General features: G+C 52.8%; 16 protein-coding genes. 7 read left to right on the top strand and 9 right to left on the bottom strand.

Annotation, left to right across the window (positions count from 1 at the left end):
* Window positions 1–134: 134 nt before the first annotated feature.
* Complete coding sequence (locus tag PsAD37_RS10705) at window positions 135–1,619, top strand: metallophosphoesterase (protein ID WP_063296142.1); 1,485 nt, start codon at window positions 135–137, stop codon at window positions 1,617–1,619.
* A gap of 70 nt (window positions 1,620–1,689) precedes the next feature.
* On the opposite strand, the gene PsAD37_RS10700 is transcribed toward PsAD37_RS10705, so the two are convergent.
* The 4 genes from PsAD37_RS10700 to PsAD37_RS10685 form a co-directional block, all read right to left on the bottom strand.
* The gene (locus tag PsAD37_RS10700) at window positions 1,690–2,985 is read right to left on the bottom strand and encodes an amidase family protein (RefSeq protein ID WP_208991823.1); all 1,296 of its coding nucleotides are present in this window, start codon (window positions 2,983–2,985) and stop codon (window positions 1,690–1,692) included.
* Between the two features lie 204 nt (window positions 2,986–3,189).
* Window positions 3,190–3,501 (bottom strand): hypothetical protein, encoded by a 312-nt coding sequence (locus tag PsAD37_RS10695; RefSeq protein ID WP_063296141.1) that lies wholly within the window; start codon window positions 3,499–3,501, stop codon window positions 3,190–3,192.
* Between the two features lie 224 nt (window positions 3,502–3,725).
* Complete coding sequence (locus PsAD37_RS10690; protein WP_063296140.1) at window positions 3,726–4,940, bottom strand: HlyD family secretion protein; 1,215 nt, start codon at window positions 4,938–4,940, stop codon at window positions 3,726–3,728.
* Window positions 4,937–5,317, bottom strand: a complete 381-nt coding sequence (locus tag PsAD37_RS10685; protein ID WP_153039717.1) for a hypothetical protein — start codon at window positions 5,315–5,317, stop codon at window positions 4,937–4,939. Before PsAD37_RS10685 ends, PsAD37_RS10690 begins: the two co-directional genes overlap by 4 nt.
* Window positions 5,318–5,510: 193 nt before the next feature.
* Between PsAD37_RS10685 and PsAD37_RS10680 the strand changes: the two genes are divergently transcribed.
* On the top strand, window positions 5,511–6,518 hold the full coding sequence (locus tag PsAD37_RS10680) for an AraC family transcriptional regulator (RefSeq protein ID WP_208991822.1): 1,008 nt from the start codon (window positions 5,511–5,513) through the stop codon (window positions 6,516–6,518).
* 70 nt (window positions 6,519–6,588) lie between these two features.
* Here the strand turns inward: PsAD37_RS10680 and PsAD37_RS10675 are convergent, their stop codons facing one another.
* The 4 genes from PsAD37_RS10675 to fucU all read right to left on the bottom strand — a co-directional run bounded on the left by PsAD37_RS10675 (window position 6,589) and on the right by fucU (window position 10,817).
* Window positions 6,589–7,533: an ABC transporter substrate-binding protein gene (locus PsAD37_RS10675; RefSeq protein ID WP_057461523.1), complete on the bottom strand. Its 945-nt coding sequence runs from the start codon at window positions 7,531–7,533 to the stop codon at window positions 6,589–6,591.
* A 112-nt stretch (window positions 7,534–7,645) separates the two neighbouring features.
* Window positions 7,646–8,656: an ABC transporter permease gene (locus PsAD37_RS10670; protein ID WP_063288001.1), complete on the bottom strand. Its 1,011-nt coding sequence runs from the start codon at window positions 8,654–8,656 to the stop codon at window positions 7,646–7,648.
* The gene (locus tag PsAD37_RS10665; protein ID WP_063296138.1) at window positions 8,653–10,179 is read right to left on the bottom strand and encodes a sugar ABC transporter ATP-binding protein; all 1,527 of its coding nucleotides are present in this window, start codon (window positions 10,177–10,179) and stop codon (window positions 8,653–8,655) included. Before PsAD37_RS10665 ends, PsAD37_RS10670 begins: the two co-directional genes overlap by 4 nt.
* Before the next feature lie 218 nt (window positions 10,180–10,397).
* Window positions 10,398–10,817, bottom strand: coding sequence for an L-fucose mutarotase (gene fucU / locus PsAD37_RS10660; RefSeq protein ID WP_063296137.1), 420 nt, complete (start codon window positions 10,815–10,817; stop codon window positions 10,398–10,400).
* 485 nt (window positions 10,818–11,302) lie between these two features.
* On the opposite strand from fucU, the gene PsAD37_RS10655 reads away from it, so the two are divergent.
* Window positions 11,303–11,593: a DUF1330 domain-containing protein gene (locus PsAD37_RS10655; protein ID WP_063292884.1), complete on the top strand. Its 291-nt coding sequence runs from the start codon at window positions 11,303–11,305 to the stop codon at window positions 11,591–11,593.
* 75 nt (window positions 11,594–11,668) lie between these two features.
* Here the strand turns inward: PsAD37_RS10655 and PsAD37_RS10650 are convergent, their stop codons facing one another.
* On the bottom strand, window positions 11,669–12,313 hold the full coding sequence (locus PsAD37_RS10650) for a GntR family transcriptional regulator (RefSeq protein ID WP_057461538.1): 645 nt from the start codon (window positions 12,311–12,313) through the stop codon (window positions 11,669–11,671).
* Window positions 12,314–12,860: 547 nt separating this feature from the next.
* Here PsAD37_RS10650 and PsAD37_RS10645 point away from each other — a divergent pair.
* From PsAD37_RS10645 to PsAD37_RS10630, 4 genes are all read left to right on the top strand, one after another.
* Window positions 12,861–14,213 carry an FAD-dependent oxidoreductase gene (locus tag PsAD37_RS10645; RefSeq protein WP_063296136.1) on the top strand — a complete coding sequence of 451 codons (1,353 nt, stop codon included), beginning with the start codon at window positions 12,861–12,863 and terminating at the stop codon, window positions 14,211–14,213.
* A 48-nt stretch (window positions 14,214–14,261) separates the two neighbouring features.
* Window positions 14,262–14,639, top strand: a complete 378-nt coding sequence (locus tag PsAD37_RS10640; protein ID WP_063296135.1) for a hypothetical protein — start codon at window positions 14,262–14,264, stop codon at window positions 14,637–14,639.
* Between the two features lie 146 nt (window positions 14,640–14,785).
* Window positions 14,786–15,127 carry an enolase C-terminal domain-like protein gene (locus PsAD37_RS10635; RefSeq protein WP_208991821.1) on the top strand — a complete coding sequence of 114 codons (342 nt, stop codon included), beginning with the start codon at window positions 14,786–14,788 and terminating at the stop codon, window positions 15,125–15,127.
* Window positions 15,128–15,855: 728 nt separating this feature from the next.
* A complete protein-coding gene (locus PsAD37_RS10630; protein WP_063296134.1) occupies window positions 15,856–17,448 on the top strand; it encodes a M10 family metallopeptidase C-terminal domain-containing protein in 1,593 nt (530 codons plus the stop codon).
* Window positions 17,449–17,885: the final 437 nt, after the last annotated feature.

The raw sequence follows: 17,885 nt of genomic DNA, 5'->3' as shown, positions 1-17,885 counted from the left end.
GCGGTCATGAGCTGTGAGAATGCAGGTATTGCAACCTTTATACATAGGTCGCCTAATGCCTGCGGGAATGATGCTCATGTGCAGCGGTTTCGACGCGAGATCGCTGCACGTTTCAGCTTCAGTTGGGGGATAATATGAACACGCCAAACGCCGATCTGCAAAACAAGATCAACCAAATCAGAGAGCAACTGCAACATCTGAAAACGACCGATACAAAGCCGAAAGTCGTCGCAGGGCCTAGCCTGAACCAAGCCTTGCAAGCCAGCGAGCGAATGCTGTTTGGCGAGCTCAACAAGCAGGGTGTTTTGAAGTCTTCGCCTCCACAAATCGATCTGGAAGGCGGAAACATTGAGTTCGGCCTTTCCCTCTTCTGGACCTTCAATCCACCCGAAGATTACGAGGATGTGTTTGCAGTCGTAAAAGAGTTTCTGGAGTGGGAAACAGGCGGACGATTACAGGCTCCTCTGCTGGATGATTACAGCACCATCAAACAGCAAATCGACCTTGGCGGCATTGTCATGTCAGACGGCTCAATTTTGGGCTTCGGCAAATATGAGATGGCCGATGTTGGGTGGGCCGTCTGCCTCGTCTATGTGATTTACTACAGCCTCTTCCCGAATAAAAAGGCGCCCTTCAACACCGCGCCAGCAGGCGTCATCGATCTGGTGGCGGGGACCTATCAAAACGAGGTGAGTATCGCGATCCTTGGAGATTGGGGGACTGGTGATTACACCAGCGACGGCGGCCCCGCAAAAGCTGTGATGGACGCGATCAGCAAGAGCGCTACGATTGATAATCCTGACTACATTATCCATCTCGGGGATGTTTATTACGCTGGCACGGAATCCAGTGAAGAGAACGATAACCTCCTCCAGATGTGGCCCGCAGACCGCTTTGCTGGTGGCAAAATGGCCGGAACGTCCTTCACACTCAATTCCAACCACGAAATGTATGATGGAGCGAACGGTTACTTTAAGATCGCTCTGACACCTGCAAACACGCCTTTCAACGAGCAGCAGAAAGCCAGTTTCTTTGCGCTAAAGTTTGGCGACTGGATGATGCTGGGCCTCGACAGTGCCTACTACTCGTCCGCCTCAACACTCTTCATGGACGGCACCTTGGGCGGCAGTAAATCGAGCGTCCAAAAAGACTGGTTACAGCAAGTCGTTGGAGGTAGAAAAGGCAAGGATGTCATTCTCCTGACCCATCATAATCCGATCAGTTTCGACGGCCTGAAACAAGAACCATTGTGGAATGAAGTGCTGACTGATCTCGGGGGAACACCAGACTATTGGTACTGGGGTCATGTTCATCTGGGTGTTGTCTACGGCGACCAGCTGCCAGCTGCGAAAGGCCCAGATGGACGGTTTGCGAAAGTAAGATGCTCTGGCAATGCAGCGATCCCGAATGGAGCTCCCTCCGGTCTGGATGGCAAACCAAACATAGATTACTACTCGCATACGCCATTGAAAAATAAGGAACCTCGGGTTCGCAACGGGTTCGCGGTCATTACACTGTCTCTTGATGGGCAGATTAAAGAGCGCTTCTACGAAGTCTCTGATGGTTCAGAAGAGCCCGTCGAGGTCTGGAAGTCATCACATCAGAAAACAACGGTATAAATGTAGTATCAGCCTCCATGTTCAGGTGGCAAAGCAACCTGCGTGAACATGGAGGCTTATTGGTTGAATGCTATCTCAGCACGTGCTCCACTGCGCGCCCTGCCGCCAGCACCTGCTCATCATGGACCGCGGCACCACAGATGGAAATGCTATGAGATGGCATGCTCGGATCAACCGGCAGAGTGAGCGATGGCATGTTCAGGAAGGCGGTGATCATGGTCAGTCGCAAAGCCTGAGCGTTCGCCTGCTGGAAGGCCTCAATGCTTTCCTCAACCTCAGAAATGAGAGGCGGCAGATCAGGAACAGTCGGCATCAGCAGCAAATCATCTTTCAGCTGTGCTTCCACCTCTGACTGAAGCACAGCTCGTTGCCGACGCAGGTAAGCCAGCTTCTTTGGCGTCATGGGCATGGCATGTTCCAACCGGGCTTTGATCTGAGGATCGATCTTAGTATCACCTAGATCGACGAACTGAGAGATCTGGTCCCGCGCTTCGACGCTGACCAATGTCCCGTGCTCCGCAAACAGCAGGTGCGATTTCAAAATTGGTCGCAAATCACGTCGGACGATATGGATACCAGCTGCAACAAGCGTATCAATGCAATGCTCAAACATCTCCATAATCTCAGCGGAAATGCCAAGGCCTTCCAGATCAGGAACAACAAGACGGAATGCTCGTTCCTCTACATCCTTGTTTTCAGGCAAGGTTTTGCCACTCATCACCGCATCAAGTGCGCAGATGCCGTCAACCGTTCGCGCCATCGGCCCCAGCACATCAAGGCTCGCCCCAAGCGGCACAACACCTTCCATGGGATATCGCCCCATGGTCGCCCGGTACCCGCAAATGCCCTGAAAGGCTGCAGGAACCCGTGTAGAACCGGAGGTATCGCTGCCAATCGCCAGATCACAAATGCCGTTGGAGATCGCTGCTGCACTGCCAGAGGACGAGCCGCCCGGAATAAGCGCGGCATCCAACCCGTTGGGTGCATTACCATAATGGGGGTTGAGCCCGATACCAGAAAACGCAAACTCGGTCATGTTGGCAGGCCCGATGGGAATGCCCCCTGCCTCAATCACCTGCTGCACCACCGCTGCATTCTCAGCTTCAATCTCGGTGGCATAAACAGCAGAGCCCGCCGTCGTTGCCCGCCCTTTCAGCGCAATATTCCCTTTGATCGCAACAATCTGCCCATCAATAGCACTCAGCTTCTGCCCTGCCACGCGCCGCGCATCCGCCGCTGCAACCAACTCCTCAACCTGCTCCCGATTGAGCCCAATAAAGATGCCCCGGAGTTCCTCCCCCCCAAGCCGCTGCCAAAGCCCCGCAAGATCACCCAGTTCCACCATCCCAGAGCTCCATCCAACCATTCACCCCACCCATACTAAAACCAGCAATTCCAAGGTGTCAAAGCTGGAATGTGGGAGAACAAGTCAACTTTACGCAATCCATCAGCCTGCACTCTCACCACTAGCCGCAAACAGAAAAAAGGCCTCTCGTGATGAGAGGCCTTTTGTGGTTGGTCACCCATGATGCCAGGACGGTGGGACATCTGGGAGGGACGGTAATCTCCCTTATGGATTTACAACCACATAAACTGTTGCGCCGTTTTCGACGACGGCTTGGTAATAGACGCCACCGCAGTTGTAGTAAGCGTTGTAAGGTGTGCAGCCTGCGATGTCTTGGCGACGATTGACACGGCGGGATGTGCGGCGTGCGGTCCGGCGGGCTGCGTTGCGTTCTGCTGTCTGGGCATTTGCCTCACCTATCTTGAAGGAGATTGGTGAGATGGATTTGGTGCCAGGCTGTGAAGGTCTTGGGTTATAGTCAACTGTGTAACCAACGGAGAGGGCAACTGCTGCGATTGTCAGGGCTTTAATAGACATTTTTCTTCTTCTTTTTATTGGTGGTCGTAAGGCTTTGCTTCGGCTTTCAGGGTTTCCGCCGTTGGTCCTTACTGCTCTGACCACTGGGTTGCTTTGAAGAGAACTGATTGCTCAGATTGCCAGTTGGGGCTGGCATGGTACTCCCGAGTGGAACCAGTCCGGATCCTTGAGTTCTTGATCGGTTTGCTTTCCGACTTCGGGAGAAACTTTTTGAAACTGCGCTCTTAGTGAGTAGATCCTGCAAGGCCAATTCCGATTGCAAGGCCGAGCCATGCTTTCACTCGAAGACCGACTGCTTTGATGACGCCGAGGGCTGAGATCACGTGGGCTGTTACACCGCCTGCCATGTCATCTTTCAGGTCTGTTGTGTAAGTCTGAACAACACATCCACTGCCAGGAACGAGATACTTCTGGTGTTCCGGGTAGACCAGATCGAGGTGAGCTACGACCTGACCACGTTTCGCACGTTCTCCTGGTTCCATCAGCCGACCTGTTGGTGCCATCTGGCCTGAAGAAATAGATTCCTGAATGCGAGTGATCCGTGCTGGAAGAACCGTGTGGTACATCGCAATGTTGAAGTTGCTTTCACAAGCGATCTCAGCAGCCATGCCTTCGTAAAGTTCTGTGCGAGAAACCTGAGAGAAACCTGCAACCACTCGGGAACCTTCACGCTTTGTCCGGTCCGGGATGATGACCATTGCGGGGGCCATTGCCGCCTGAGCAGCTCGTGCTCCAACATGCAGGGTCACTTGCTCAACCACACCATCAACCAGGCTGTAAACTTTTGTTTTCTTAAGCTCAATTTCTGCCTGCTCCAACGTGGCTTTCGCACTGGCTAACTGAGAAGGAAGCGTAGAATGGGCCTGAACTTTAGCTGCTTCCAGCTTCGCTTTTGCCGCTTTCACATCAGCCACGCTTGTGTCTCTTTGAGAGATTGCACGCTCATGTCTGCCACGCTGAAATGCGGCGGAGTTCTTCAATTTAAGCTCTTCGTGGTCCGCTAGTGTCATTTCAGCCTGTTTCAAGCCAGTTTTGGCGGCATCCAGGGCTGCATCAGCTGTTTCCACTTCAAGATGCGCTGTTTTAATGGCGCTCTTGATTTCATCAATCTTGCGGCTGGCATGCTCAACCTTGGCTTTTTCCATCGCACTTTCAGTGGTGAACAATGGATCACCCACTTTGACGTGGTCTCCACCTTCTACGAAGACCTCGGTAACTGTTCCGCCATTTTCGGCAACGACAGGAACCGTTTTGAAAGGCACGATGCCGGTGAACGACTTCGGGTAGTAATAGAACACCGCAAAGAAGACGGCGAGAGCCATAAACACCCACAAAACCAAGGCATAATGCACATTGTAGAGAGTAATCGGCATGCCCTTCCAGCGCAGGTACCATACCCGCAACACGAAGGGAAAAGAGGTTACAAGAAGCTCAATCATTTGTTTGCCTCCTGCATTTTAGGAGTCCACCACAGCATAAAATCGCGAGCGATCGCTGTGAGGATCAAGGATGCCGGAAGCAAAATGCTGAAATGAGACAGTGCCGGCATAACTTCATAGGCAAGGGCCACAGTCAGCATCACCGGCACTGTTGTGCGAAGCGGTGTTCCCTTTGCCTTGTGTTCCGCGTAGCGGTCAAAGCGGGAATAAAGATGCACAATCAAAAGAAAGGCCAGAAAGAAAACGATAAGACTGACAATGGAATAACTGTCAGATTCTCCTGGTGGAACCCACCAGCGTGGTTCACCACCTGCTGCTGAGGCTTCGGTGGTTAATGCGCCAACTACCATGACGCTTGAAAGGATGATCGACTTCACGGTGAATGTCCTTTGCTTTGATTAGAAAGCTACCGTCCTAGGCAGCACCGTTTGTTGATCTCAGTAAATTAACGTATGAGCAAAGGACGTTCTTTAGAGTTCTGGCCATCGATTTTTGATTTCTGGACATTTGAGAGGCTAATCGACGCAAAAGAATGTCGAGGCGCCCCTCTCAGACAGAGTGGAAGTCAGCATGACACGCATAAGCGCCTACCGATTGCGCCATGCGGCGCAAGTATACGGCCGAGAGCCAAACGCGGCTCTCGGCTTCGACAAGATTCTGGAGGCTGTCGGTGTTTCAGTGGAAGAGCTGAGCAACGCAACAGCCAGAATAGACCTGCAACGAGAAGCCGCTGCGCTGGAAACAGCCTGCGAGGCTTTGGAAGACCCAAGCTTTGCTGCGCGAGCCGGACTGGCTTCCCCTGGCGCAAAAACACTTCTGGCCTATCTGGCGCAGGCCAGTGACAACATCGGACAGGTGTTTCGCTTCGCGCAAAAATACTACGCATTGGAAGACCCGGATCTTCGCTTTGATCTGGATGGCAGTGAAGCTGAGCCCACCATTTGCCTGAGCAGTGATATTCTCAGCGCTCATCAGTTTCCGAGGCATCGTGAGTTTCTGGTTTTTGGTTTGCTCAAACGCACAGAACAGATTGCAGGCGATGATTTTGGGAAGATGTCTGTTTTGCTGGAATGCGAAGATACGGAGCACTGTGCACGGCTATCTCAACTGGCAGACTGCGAGGTTACAGGCGTTCAATCAATCAACGGCGTAAGATTGCCCACTGGTGGGTTCGAGTTTCAGATCGCGACTTCCGACACAGCTTTGCGAGAGCATTTGCTGAAGCATGGAGAGGAACGACTGAGCCAGCTGCCGAAAAACCGAACCGGCCTGTCTGCCAAAGTCATCAAACTGGTGCGCTCCCGCTTACCCGGCAGCCTGCCGAGCGGCGATGAAGTTGCCAAAGAACTCTGCATGACCCGCCGGACCCTGACGCGCAAACTCTCCGAGGAAGGCACAAACTTCAAGTCTCTGGTGGAATCTGCCCGCTGTGATCTGGCAAAGCGCTTGCTGGTGGGAACAGACAGCATCGCCCAGGTCGCTTTCCTGCTCGACTTCGCCGACCAAGCCGCCTTCTCCGTCGCCTTCAAACGCTGGACCGGCGCCACCCCCGCAGTATTCCGCAAGGCGAAGATATAAAACACGGCCACAAAAAAGGCCTCTCGTGATGAGAGGCCTTTTGGTTTTGTGTCAGATAACCCGGAGATGCTTAGTCGTAGAGGACTGCTGCGATTTCTGGGTCGTCTATGTTGGAGGCGTCGTAGTAGTAGAAGCCGGTGTCGATGTTGGATGGGACGTCTTTGCCCTGTGAGGCCATGACGGCTGCTTTGACGGTTTCATAACCGATACCGACCGGGTTCTGGGTGATCGCACCTGCCATCAGGCCGCTGCGGACAGCATCTTTCTGGGCGCGGCCAGAATCGTATCCGATGATCACAACATCTTTGCTGCCCATTTCACGTACGCCGTTGGCAACACCGATTGCAGACCCTTCGTTGGTGCCGAAGACGCCTTTGATGTCCGGGTTAGCTGTCAGGATCGCTTTGGTCAGCTCGGTGGACTTGAGCTGATCGCCGCCGCCGTACTGAACAGTAACCACTTCGATATCCGGATAGTTCTTCATCTGGTTGAGGAAGCCATCGCGGCGGTCGATGCCGGTGCGGCTGGTCTGGTCATGGGCAACCACGGCCACCTTACCGCTTTTGCCGATCAGCTCTGCCATTTTATCTGCAGCAAGACTTGCTGCTGCAACGTTGTCAGTTGCGGCCAGCGCCACAGGAATTTCGCTTTCCACGCCGCTGTCGAATGCGATGATCGGAATGCCAGCGGATTGGGCCTGACGCAGCAGTGGAATAGCGGCCTGACTGTCCAGCGCGGCAAAGCCGATTGCTGCCGGATTCTTGGCCAGTGCTGCGGCTAGCATGTCGATCTGGCGATCAACCATAGCTTCACTGTCCGGGCCCTCAAAGGTGATTTCAACGTTCAGCTCAGCCGCTGCATTGTCGGCACCTGCCTTCACAGCTTGCCAGAACTGGTGCTGGAAGCCCTTGGAGATCAACGGGATGTAAACCTTATCCGCTGCGAATGAAAGCGAGCTGGTTGCAAGCAATGTTGCTGAGGCCAAGGCCCCAATCAAAGTACGACGTGTAAACATAATATTTCCTCCCAATGAAATAATTTAGAGCGTGTTCCGTTGGATTGGATTCAATCAAACGATAAGAATTCGCTCCACTAAAGATGCTGGGACAAAAGCGCCCCAACCGCTTTTAAGCATGAGCTTTTTTCTTGCGGGCCATATCCGCATAGACGGCCAGAATGATGATCGCGCCGGTCACCACGGTCTGCCATTCCTGAGCAACGGAAAGCACACGCAGACCGTTGGTCAGCACCGCCATGATCAGTGCTCCGATCAGCGTTCCCATGATGGTGCCGCGACCACCGGCCAGAGACGTTCCGCCAATCACCACAGCAGCGATTGCTTCCAGCTCATAGCCAAGACCAAGGGCTGGCTGAGCGGAATTGAGGCGGGACGCGATGAGAATTCCCGCAATGCCGCAGATCCCACCTGCAAGCGCGTAAATTCCCATTTTCCAGGCATCCGTGTTGACGCCGGACAGGCGCACGGATTCCTCGTTGGAGCCAAGTGCGAAGGTGTAGCGGCCCAGAACAGTTCTTCCCAGAACGTAGGAAGCTGCAATCGCAACAAGGAACAGGATCAACACACCATTGGGGATCTGAAAGCCCGGAAAGACAGCACCGATCACGGAGCCGCGGGAAATGAGATCAAACCCCGGCGTGTCGTTGAAATAAATTGGGCGTGTGCCGGAGATGACGAGGGACAGGCCCTTCAAAATCAGCATCATGCCAAGCGTTGCGATGAAGGGTGGCACCTTCATTTTGGCAACGAATGTGCCGGAACACAGGCCACAGAGTGCACCAGCGCCAATGGCAGCGACAACACCAAGCGGCAGGGGCAGGCCCCAGTATGTGAGCACGACTCCGGCGATCACGGCACAGAAGGTCATCATGGTGCCGATGGAAAGATCAATACCGCCGGTGATGATGATAAGCGTTGCTGCAATGGCCAGAACGCCGTTGACCGATGTCGCCTGCAAAATGGCGATCATGTTGGACATCTGCATGAAGTTTGGCGAGGCCAGACCAAAGCCGATGAGCAGCACAATCAAGCTGGCAAAGGCGAGCAGTTTCTGGTGCGCGCCGGAGCTCACAAAACGACCGATAAGGTTCTTTTGCGGGGTTAAGGTGGTGTCTGTCATTGTACTTCACTCACAATTTGCGCTGCTGGGTCGCGTTGTGTTGCGAGGCGCATAATGTCTTCTTGCGATGTTGAACTGCCACCCGGCAAAATGCCTGTCAGGCGGCCTTCGCACATCACCGCGATGCGATGGCTGAGGCGCATAACCTCTGGCAGCTCGGAGGAGATGACGATGATCGCGCAGCCCTGCTCTGCCAGTGAGTTCAACAGCTTATAAATCTCGGATTTTGCCCCCACATCAATGCCGCGTGTGGGCTCATCAAAAATGAGGATGTCGCAATCGTGCAGCAGCCACTTGGCAATGACCACCTTTTGCTGGTTGCCTCCAGACAGGAACTGAAGCTCCTGCTTGTCAGAGGGCGTTCTGATTTCCAGCTGCTTGATGTACCTGGCGGCGACCTCTGCCATGCCAGCTTCATTCAGCACGCCAAGGCGATTGCAGAACTGGTCCAAACTGGCCATAGCTACATTGGCACGCACATCCATGCCTGTTGCCAGGCCGAAGTGCTTGCGGTCCTCTGACAAATAACCAATGCCAACCTGCACGGCATCTGACGGGCTGTTGATCTTGCATTTGTGGCCATCCACCCAGACTTCACCTGAATCCAGCGGGTCTGCGCCAAAGATTGCACGGGCCACTTCTGTGCGCCCCGCCCCCATCAGGCCAGCAAAGCCGAGGATTTCGCCTTTTTTGAGCGCAAAGCTGACATCACGGATCTCAGTGCCGCGGTTCAGGCCTTTCACTTCCAGCGCAACGTCTGCCGCTGAAAGGTCCGGCACCTCAACGGCTTCCTCTTTCACCTCACGGCCAACCATCATGGAGATGATCTCGTTGACCGGCGTATCAGCAGCAGGGACGGTGCCCACATACTCGCCATCACGCATGACGGTGACGCGATCGGAGATCTGTTTCAGCTCGTCCATCTTGTGGCTGATATAGATGATGCCCACGCCTTCCGCTTTCAGACGGCGGATGATAGTGAACAGCTCGGCGATTTCCTTGTCGTTCAGCGCGGCGGTCGGCTCATCCATGATCAGCACCTGCGAGCGATAGGAGAGTGCCTTGGCGATCTCCACCATCTGCTGCTTGGCAATGGTCAGGTTGCCAACCAGCACGTCAGGCTGCAAATCCAGCGCCATGCTCTGAAAGATGTCGCGGGTCTTCTGGTTGAGCGCAGCCTCATCGAGACGTCCAAACCTCAGGCGCGGCTCGCGGCCAATGAAGATGTTCTGCGCTGCTGTCAGATCGTTCATCAGGCTGAGTTCCTGATGGATGATGCCTATTCCGAGGTCTTGCGCTTCTCGCGGCCCTTTTGGGTCAGCCGCTGTACCGTTGATTTCAATCTTGCCGTCGTCACGGGTGTAAACACCGGAAAGAACTTTCATCAAGGTGGATTTGCCAGCTCCGTTCTCTCCCATCAGGGCGTGAACTTCGCCGGCACGCAAGTCAAACTGCACATTCTTCAGGGCGTGCACACCCGGAAACGTCTTTTCAATACCCGTCATCCTGACGATGGTATTCATTTTTTTCTCCCCCCAATACTGGCCTGCAAACCTCAGTGAGAACGCACAGATCCCGACTGGTGCTGCGCTTGCAGATCAGCAAAATGAAATGGTTGAGACACCCGTTTGATACCTGACTGCTGGCGCTGCTCCTCCCAGAGTTTTGCCGCAGTCACCGTTGTCTCATTTGCACGCATCCCCCCAATCCGAACACCGGACCCACTTGGCGGGGAAGCGCTTTAGCTCTGGATCACGCCCTTCTTGATAATGACGTTGCCATACTTGCGTGTCGTGCCTGTCACCACAACGCAGGTGGCTTTCTTGGCTTTTTCATAGAACGCAAACCGCTCAACAAAGGTGATTTCAGCTCCTGCAGGCAGAGCGCTCTGGTAGTCGTCCACCAGTCCATCCGGCAGTTGGTCGCCTTCCACGGCGGCCATCATCATCACGTTTTCGGGGTCATACTGGTCCAGCTCCCAAAGCGGCATGACGGCTTTGAGCAGATCTGTCGCTTCGCACCCATCAGCACGCAGCACGGTGTCGCAAACGGAATAGGCCGGAAAATGCGCATCGCTGAACACGATCTCATCTCCATGTCCCATCTCGTGCAGGATCTTTAACAGGTCCGGGAAAATGATCGGGTTGATCCCTTTAAGCACTTAAGCCCCCATTCACACCATGTGCCCGCCACCACCGGGCGGGTCAAACAAACACCCAGACTTCCAGCAGGGTTGAAGAAAGCTCAGAAGTCCGCCGCGAATAAATGTACTATGAAGAACCAGAGAGGCTGCTCGCCTCGTGATTCCGTCTTCAGGCTGATGCCGTCGTATTCCGACAAACGCTCTCAGGCCAGCCCTTTGCTTCCCGGAAAAGGCAACATCAATCCATTGCTAATTCGTGTTAGCAAACTAGCAAAGCTCGCCGTTTAATCAAGAACAATTTTCTATTTTGCCTATTTTGAGCGCATTTTAAGAAACGGCCCTAGCGTCAGATTCACTTGAATTTTTGGTTGGTCAAAAGCCGGTAGTAACGCCTTCAGGCAAGCGCTCTATAATGCACGAACGACAATGATCTGGCTCCCGTGAGACCCAAAGATTATGGTCTGCCGCCGGTCAGAAACCTTTGATTCAGGAACAAAAAACAGATGCCAAAAGCCTATTGGATTGCCCGCGTCAATATCAAAAATCCTGATATCTATCGGTTCTATATCGAGGCCGCTCCAAGCGTTCTGCGAAAACACACTGGCCGCATCCTTGCGCGCGGCGAAAGGGCGGAGCAACTCGAGGGTCAAGAATACCATCGTCATGTCATCGTGGAGTTTGACAGCATGGAAGACGCGTTGAACTGCTACAACTCCCCCGAATACCAGACCGCCCGCGAGTTTCGAATTGGCATCGCTGATGTGGAAACCGTGATCGTCGAAGGCGTGGATTAACCGCATATTGGCACGAAAAAACGGGCAGGTCTTGCGACTCACCCGCTCTCAATTCAATGCTTAGATTGCATCTGCTCAGCCCAGTTTGGGGGCTTTGAAAGCAGATTCGGTCAAGTGCTCCAGCAGCAAGCCGGATTGCTTGACGGCTTCGTCCTCATTGCCCATGGCAACCGCGCGCATGATTGCTTCATGATGATACGAGCACAGCAAGTTGTCTGATTTGTCTTTGTTGGCAAACCAGAACCGGCGTGACTGGCTCTGCACGCGAGCGAGGCTATGGTGGAAGTATGGGTTGTTGGTCGCTTCCGTCACGATGCGGTGGATGTCCTGCAGATTGGACAGCAGCGACTTCTCATCCTCATCCTTGGCGCTTTGCACGATGAGTGACCCGAGCGCCAGCATCTCGCGGCGCTGGTCGGTTGAGGCGCGCATGGCTGCAAATCTCAGGCAGATCGGCTCAATCTGCTTGCGCACTTCCAGCAGCTGCAATTGCTGCTCTGCGGTGATGGAGAGGAATTGAACCCCTTTGCGCGGATGGATGGCCAGCATCTCATCCTGCTCCAGCGCCTGAAGCGCCTCACGAACGGGCGTTCGGCCCAGATCCAACAGAGAGGCGAGTTTGTTTTCAGAGTACAGAGCTGAAACATCAAGCTCGTTGAAAAACAACTTTCTCTCAATTTCCGTGCGCGCAAGCTCAGCCTGAGTTTTCTGGTGAGCCACGGTTACCCCCTGTTTTAAAAGCATTATTTCTGCGTCAGTTGTATCACAGTGTAGCACAGTGCATTCCCGATTTGCCAGCGGTCTCTTCTTTTCTTTTGCTGCTATGTCAGCCGATTGGATCTTGTTTGGCGGTTTTTCACTTGGCTGCCATATCAGTTCTGGACCCCTCCTAAATAATGTAACCTATCAGTCTTCGGCATTGTGTCATTCTGTCACGCAAAAACCACTTGGATTTCATGGAACCTCTGCGCTTTGCGAATTTTAGATAAACTAAAAAAGCTAAAGTAATTAGGGCTTTATCATGAACCGATACTCTGAAATTCACTGAAACTAACTGACATGTCAGTACATCATTATCGGCATCCCAGAAGCCAATATTTCATGATATTTATCGATTTCTAAGGGTTATTACCATTGCTCTAGCCGCCAGTTTTTGCTTTTAAGGTTGCTAATATGTCAGTTTTGAAGATATGTTTCCGAAAACTGTCCTCATGGACTCAGAACTAAAGCAAACAGCCATAAATTGTGGCATACAAGGTAAGCACCCATGAAAAACTGGAAAGAGACTGCCCTAGCAGAAACCGCATCTCCTGTTCTTGCTGAAGCAGATGTTGTTGTTTGCGGTGGTGGCCCATCTGGTGTTGCTGCGGCTGTTATGAGTGCCCGCAGCGGTTTGAAGACAATCCTCATCGAGAAAAACGGGTTTTGTGGCGGCGGTGCAGTTGCCGGCCTGTCAGGTACTATCTGCGGTCTGTTCCTCACCCAGGACGACATCGAAAGCAAAGACGCCAAGCAAATTGTTTTCGGTTTCGCAGAAGAGTTTCGTGCTCGCCTGCTGGCCAAAGGCGGTGCCACCGCCCCACAAATCTACGGCAACACCCACGTGGTGACTTTTGATCCGCTGATCTGGCGCGAAGCAGCGGACGATCTGCTTGAGGAATCCGGCGTTCAGTGCCTCTACCACACCTACATGACCGAAGTAGTCCGCGATGGCGATGAGATCACCGCGATCCGTGTAGACTCTAAGGCAGGCAGCACTTTCCTCAAAGCAAAAGCATTCATTGATACGTCAGGAGATGCGGCTCTCGTGACGAAAGCGGGGTGTGAGTACAGCTTCGGCGATAAGGGTGCCATTCAGAACCCGACCATGATCTTCCGTCTGTCAGACGTGGTGGAAAGCGATTTCTACGATTACTTCGGCAAGAACACCATCTGCCCGCCTGACATGATCGAACAGCTAAAAACAGCTTTCGAGAGCAGAGAGTACGACACACCCCGCAACAAGGTCTGGGTGTTCCCAACCCCGCAGAAGGGCGTGTTCCTGATGAACTGTACCCGTCTGGCAGGTCAGGACAACCGGTTGCTGAACGTGGTGGACCCTGCTGATTTCACATACGCGGAAGTCTATGGCCGTCGTCAGGCGCGCGCGTATCACCGCTTCTTCAAGGACAAGATCAAAGGCTTTGAAGAGTCCCAGCTGATTGACATGCCACCGGAAGTGGGCATTCGCCAGACACGGACCATCAGCGGCGAAACCACCCTGACAAACGAGCATGTTGCAAACTGCGACAAGCCTGAGGACGGCGTGGTCCGCTCCTCCTGGCCGATTGAGATGCACGCCGGTGAGAAGAGCAAACTGCACTGGCTGATGGAAGATTACTATGAGGTTCCATACGGCACACTGGTGCCGAAAGAACTGGACAACGTGATTGTCGCGGGACGGTGCCTGAGCGCCGAACACGAAGCGCTCGCTTCTGCCCGCGTTACTGCCCAGTGCTTTGAGCTGGGACATGCGGCGTCTGTGGCGACAAAACAGAAAATCGACAAAGCGATCAACTACAGAGATGTCGACACAAAAGAGCTGCGCGAGGCGATGCGTGCGGCTGGCAGCGCTCTGTAAAAAGTCGGGCAATAAGGAAGGTGCCTCAAGGCACACTGGGAGTTAAAAATGGAAGACTGCAGAATTAGCCGGGTCGAGCTTTATGCTTTGGCTGATGAGAATGCGCCCCCTATTCCCTGGGCGGATAATCAGGAACCTCTGCTGTACACCAACAACATTGTACGCCTGTTCACCGAGGATGGAACCGAGGGTCTTGGCGCAACTATGAGCTACACAGAGAACTTCTTTGATCGGTGCATCATTGAATCTCTGCGTACCATCGTTCCTGGTCTCATCGGCAAAAATCCGCTGATGACTCAGGAACTCAACAACTGGCTTGGAGCACGCTGCACCTGGGGTGGACTGCCAGCGAAGTCTCCAATCGACATTGCAGCATGGGACATTAAGGCCAAAAAGGCCGGAATGCCGCTTTACAGACTGGTATGACGTTGCACGCCTGCTCAATTCCATTGAGGATCTGAAGCTGTACTTCGCAGAAGCGACTTTGCAGCACGACGATCTGAGCGGCCACGCCAAACTGGTAGAAAACACCCGCTCCCGCATTTGCGGTGCGGAAATGAGCACCACCCGCTTTGAGGATCACCAAAGGCAAGGTGCATCTGCTGCAGTCTGGCTATAACCGTTGCGGTGGCCTGACAGAGCTGCGCCGGATCACCGAGATGGCGACCGCGCACAATGTGCAGGTGATGCCGCACAACTGGAAGACAGGCATCACCTCAGCGGCAGCGATCCATTATCAGTTCGCAGTCGGCAACGCGCCTTACTTTGAGTATGCGCATCCGGACTTCTGTGACGGGGAGCTGCGCAAGTATCTGGTGACACCAGAAGCCGAGCTGGTGGATGGTGGCTTTGAAAAGCCAACCGCACCGGGCTACGGAATCGACCTGAACCAGCAATTTATGGCGAACCTGTGACGACACTCTTCGCTCTGCACCCCTCCGCCGGCTGAAGATACTCACAGGAACGTTCTCCGCCCCGCCTCCATCTCGCTTTCCAGCCTCGCGTATCTGTAAAGCGTACCCAGGGGCGGAGAATCTCCTCCTGAGCCATTCAGGAATATATTTCCCCTGGGTAGAGACGTACCCTGCCCGCAACTCACCCTGGTCAAGCCCCATTGACCGGGGTGTTTTATGAGCTCACTTCAGCATACTCACTTACCTAAAGGTCAACTTGCCGGATGAATTCCGTTAATTTGATAAAACGTTCCACCAAAATCACGCATTTTCACGTATATACAGGCATGTTGCCAGCAATCTCACAGTTTCGTGAATTGATAAATTCTTCGAATCAACAAATATATTTAAGTATTAAATATCTCTTTATTAGAATAGATCAGAAGAAAAACATACTACAATTATTTGATCAACTGGTCAGTTTTTAGAATTATTTATCAGTAGGCAAACTTATTTTATCCAAATATATTAAGATATTGAATTGATATATTTGAAATATTCAAATGTTTTATACCTAAAATAATATATTTTGTATTCTATTCACACACAGAGGGCTCGTCAATGATTCAACCAGTAGATATGTTAATACTACTTTCTTCTGTGAATCTAAAGATCATTTATATTGCCTTTCAGTGCATCCCTCATACGTTTAGGTGGTTTACTACTACTATTACTCTAGGGGAGATAATATGTTTAGAGATAATCACGTTGAAGAGGCAAGAGTTATTGAAGGAGGTGATGCGCCATATAGCACGACCACTCCATACTCTATTTCATCGGGTGACACTTTTGAGGGAACGCTGAGTTTTTCTGGCGATAAAGATGCAATTAAACTCGAGGTAGAGGCCGGAGTAACTTACACCATTTCAATGGATGGCATCGGAAGTGGGGGCGTTTCCGATACATACCTGTACCTTTTCGATTCCAACACAAACGAAATTGCAACAGACGATGATGGCGGCAGCGGACGCAACTCCGAAATCACCTTCACCGCAACATCCAGCGGCACCTACTACATCGGCGCAGCATCCTACAATGACCGTTACACCGGGGACTATAGAATCTCCGTTGACTCTGACGGTGGCCCAACTGACCCGCCGACCGATCCAAACGCATTCACTAACGACCAGATCGCAAACCAGCTGACCGACGGTTACTGGAACAGCAATGGCCGTGGTCGTCGTGCGTTTGACGTAAGCCCGGGCGAGTCCCTCACCGTGAACCTCAACGGTTTGAACTCAGCAGGCCGGGAGCTTGCAACCAAAGCTCTGGAAGCCTGGACAAAAGTCACTGGCATCGAGTTCCGGTCCGTCAACTCCGGTGCTCAGATCACATTTGACGACAACGACAGTGGCGCGTATGCCAACTCGAGCACACGCGGCAGCACTATCGTTTCTTCAACCGTGAATGTGAGCACCGGTTGGGTTGCTCGTTACGGCACCGGCCTGGACGGTTATGCCTTCCAGACTTACGTACACGAAATCGGTCACGCTCTCGGTCTGGGTCATGCTGGCAACTACAACGGCAGCGCGACTTATGGCGTGGACAACCATTACTCCAACGATTCCTGGCAGGGCACAGTCATGTCCTACTTCGATCAGGTGGAGAACACCAACGTGGACGCAAGCCGCGCTTACGTCGTCACGCCAATGATTGCAGACATCCTTGCCATGCAGGACCTGTACGGCACAGCAACCGATCTGCGCACCGGGTCCACCGTTTACGGTGAAAACTCCACCGCTGGCGGTTACTACGACGACATTGCAGACCTGAATCCGGCCACGTTCACCATTATGGATAATGGCGGCAATGACAGCATCAACTTCAGTTCTGTCCGCGCTGACCAGAAAATCTCTTTGGTGGAAGAGACTTACTCTGACGTAAACGGCCTGACCGGCAACATGACCATCATGCGTGATACCGTGATTGAGCATGCTTATTCTGGTTCAGGTAATGATGAGCTGATTGGTAACGATGCCGACAACGGTCTCTATGCCAATGCTGGTAACGATACCCTTGAAGGTGGTCTCGGTGATGACACCCTTTCCGGCGGTTCTGGTCGTGATACCTTCGTGTTCAACATCAACTGCGGTGCAGACACGATCGTTGACTTCTCCAATGGTCTTGACTTTATGAGATTTGAAAGCGGTGCAGACAGCTTTGCAGACCTTACGATTCAGGACACTGGTACAGACACACTCGTCAGCTACGACGGTGGTTCCATCTCCCTTTCAGGTGTTGATTCCAGCCTCATCAATGCAGACGATTTCACGTTTGTATAAGAGGTAGAAAAATGTGCGACCTGCCGCGATGGCAGGTTGCATAATTATTTAATCAAATCATAAGTTTGCGGTATTTCCCTCATTTTCAATGCATGAGCAAAATTAAGCGTCTTACCCCTTTCAAATAGTGTGCGATTTACATACTATGGAGACCACAATTTTTATTGGGGCATACCACGAGTTTTGTAGCGTAACAGGCGTCCTATCGTTCTTTGGGAGGACGTGACGCGCACTGAAGTTTGGGGCCAGGTGGTTTCGGGAGTATCTATGAGTACATCGAAGAGTGGGCAGCCAAAGCGCCCTATGGTTTCTGAGGCGTTTGCGGCGTCTCGGTCCGGGTATGCGGGCGTTGGGGTCTTGAGTCTGGTCATCAACCTGTTGATGCTGACAGGTCCGATGTTCATGCTGCAGATCTATGATCGCGTGCTCGCCAGTCA

It is taken from the genome of Pseudovibrio sp. Ad37 (assembly GCF_001623075.1).
Lineage (GTDB): Bacteria > Pseudomonadota > Alphaproteobacteria > Rhizobiales > Stappiaceae > Pseudovibrio.
Note: the sequence above shows the minus strand (reverse complement) of the source record. Positions and strands in the feature narration are given on the sequence as shown.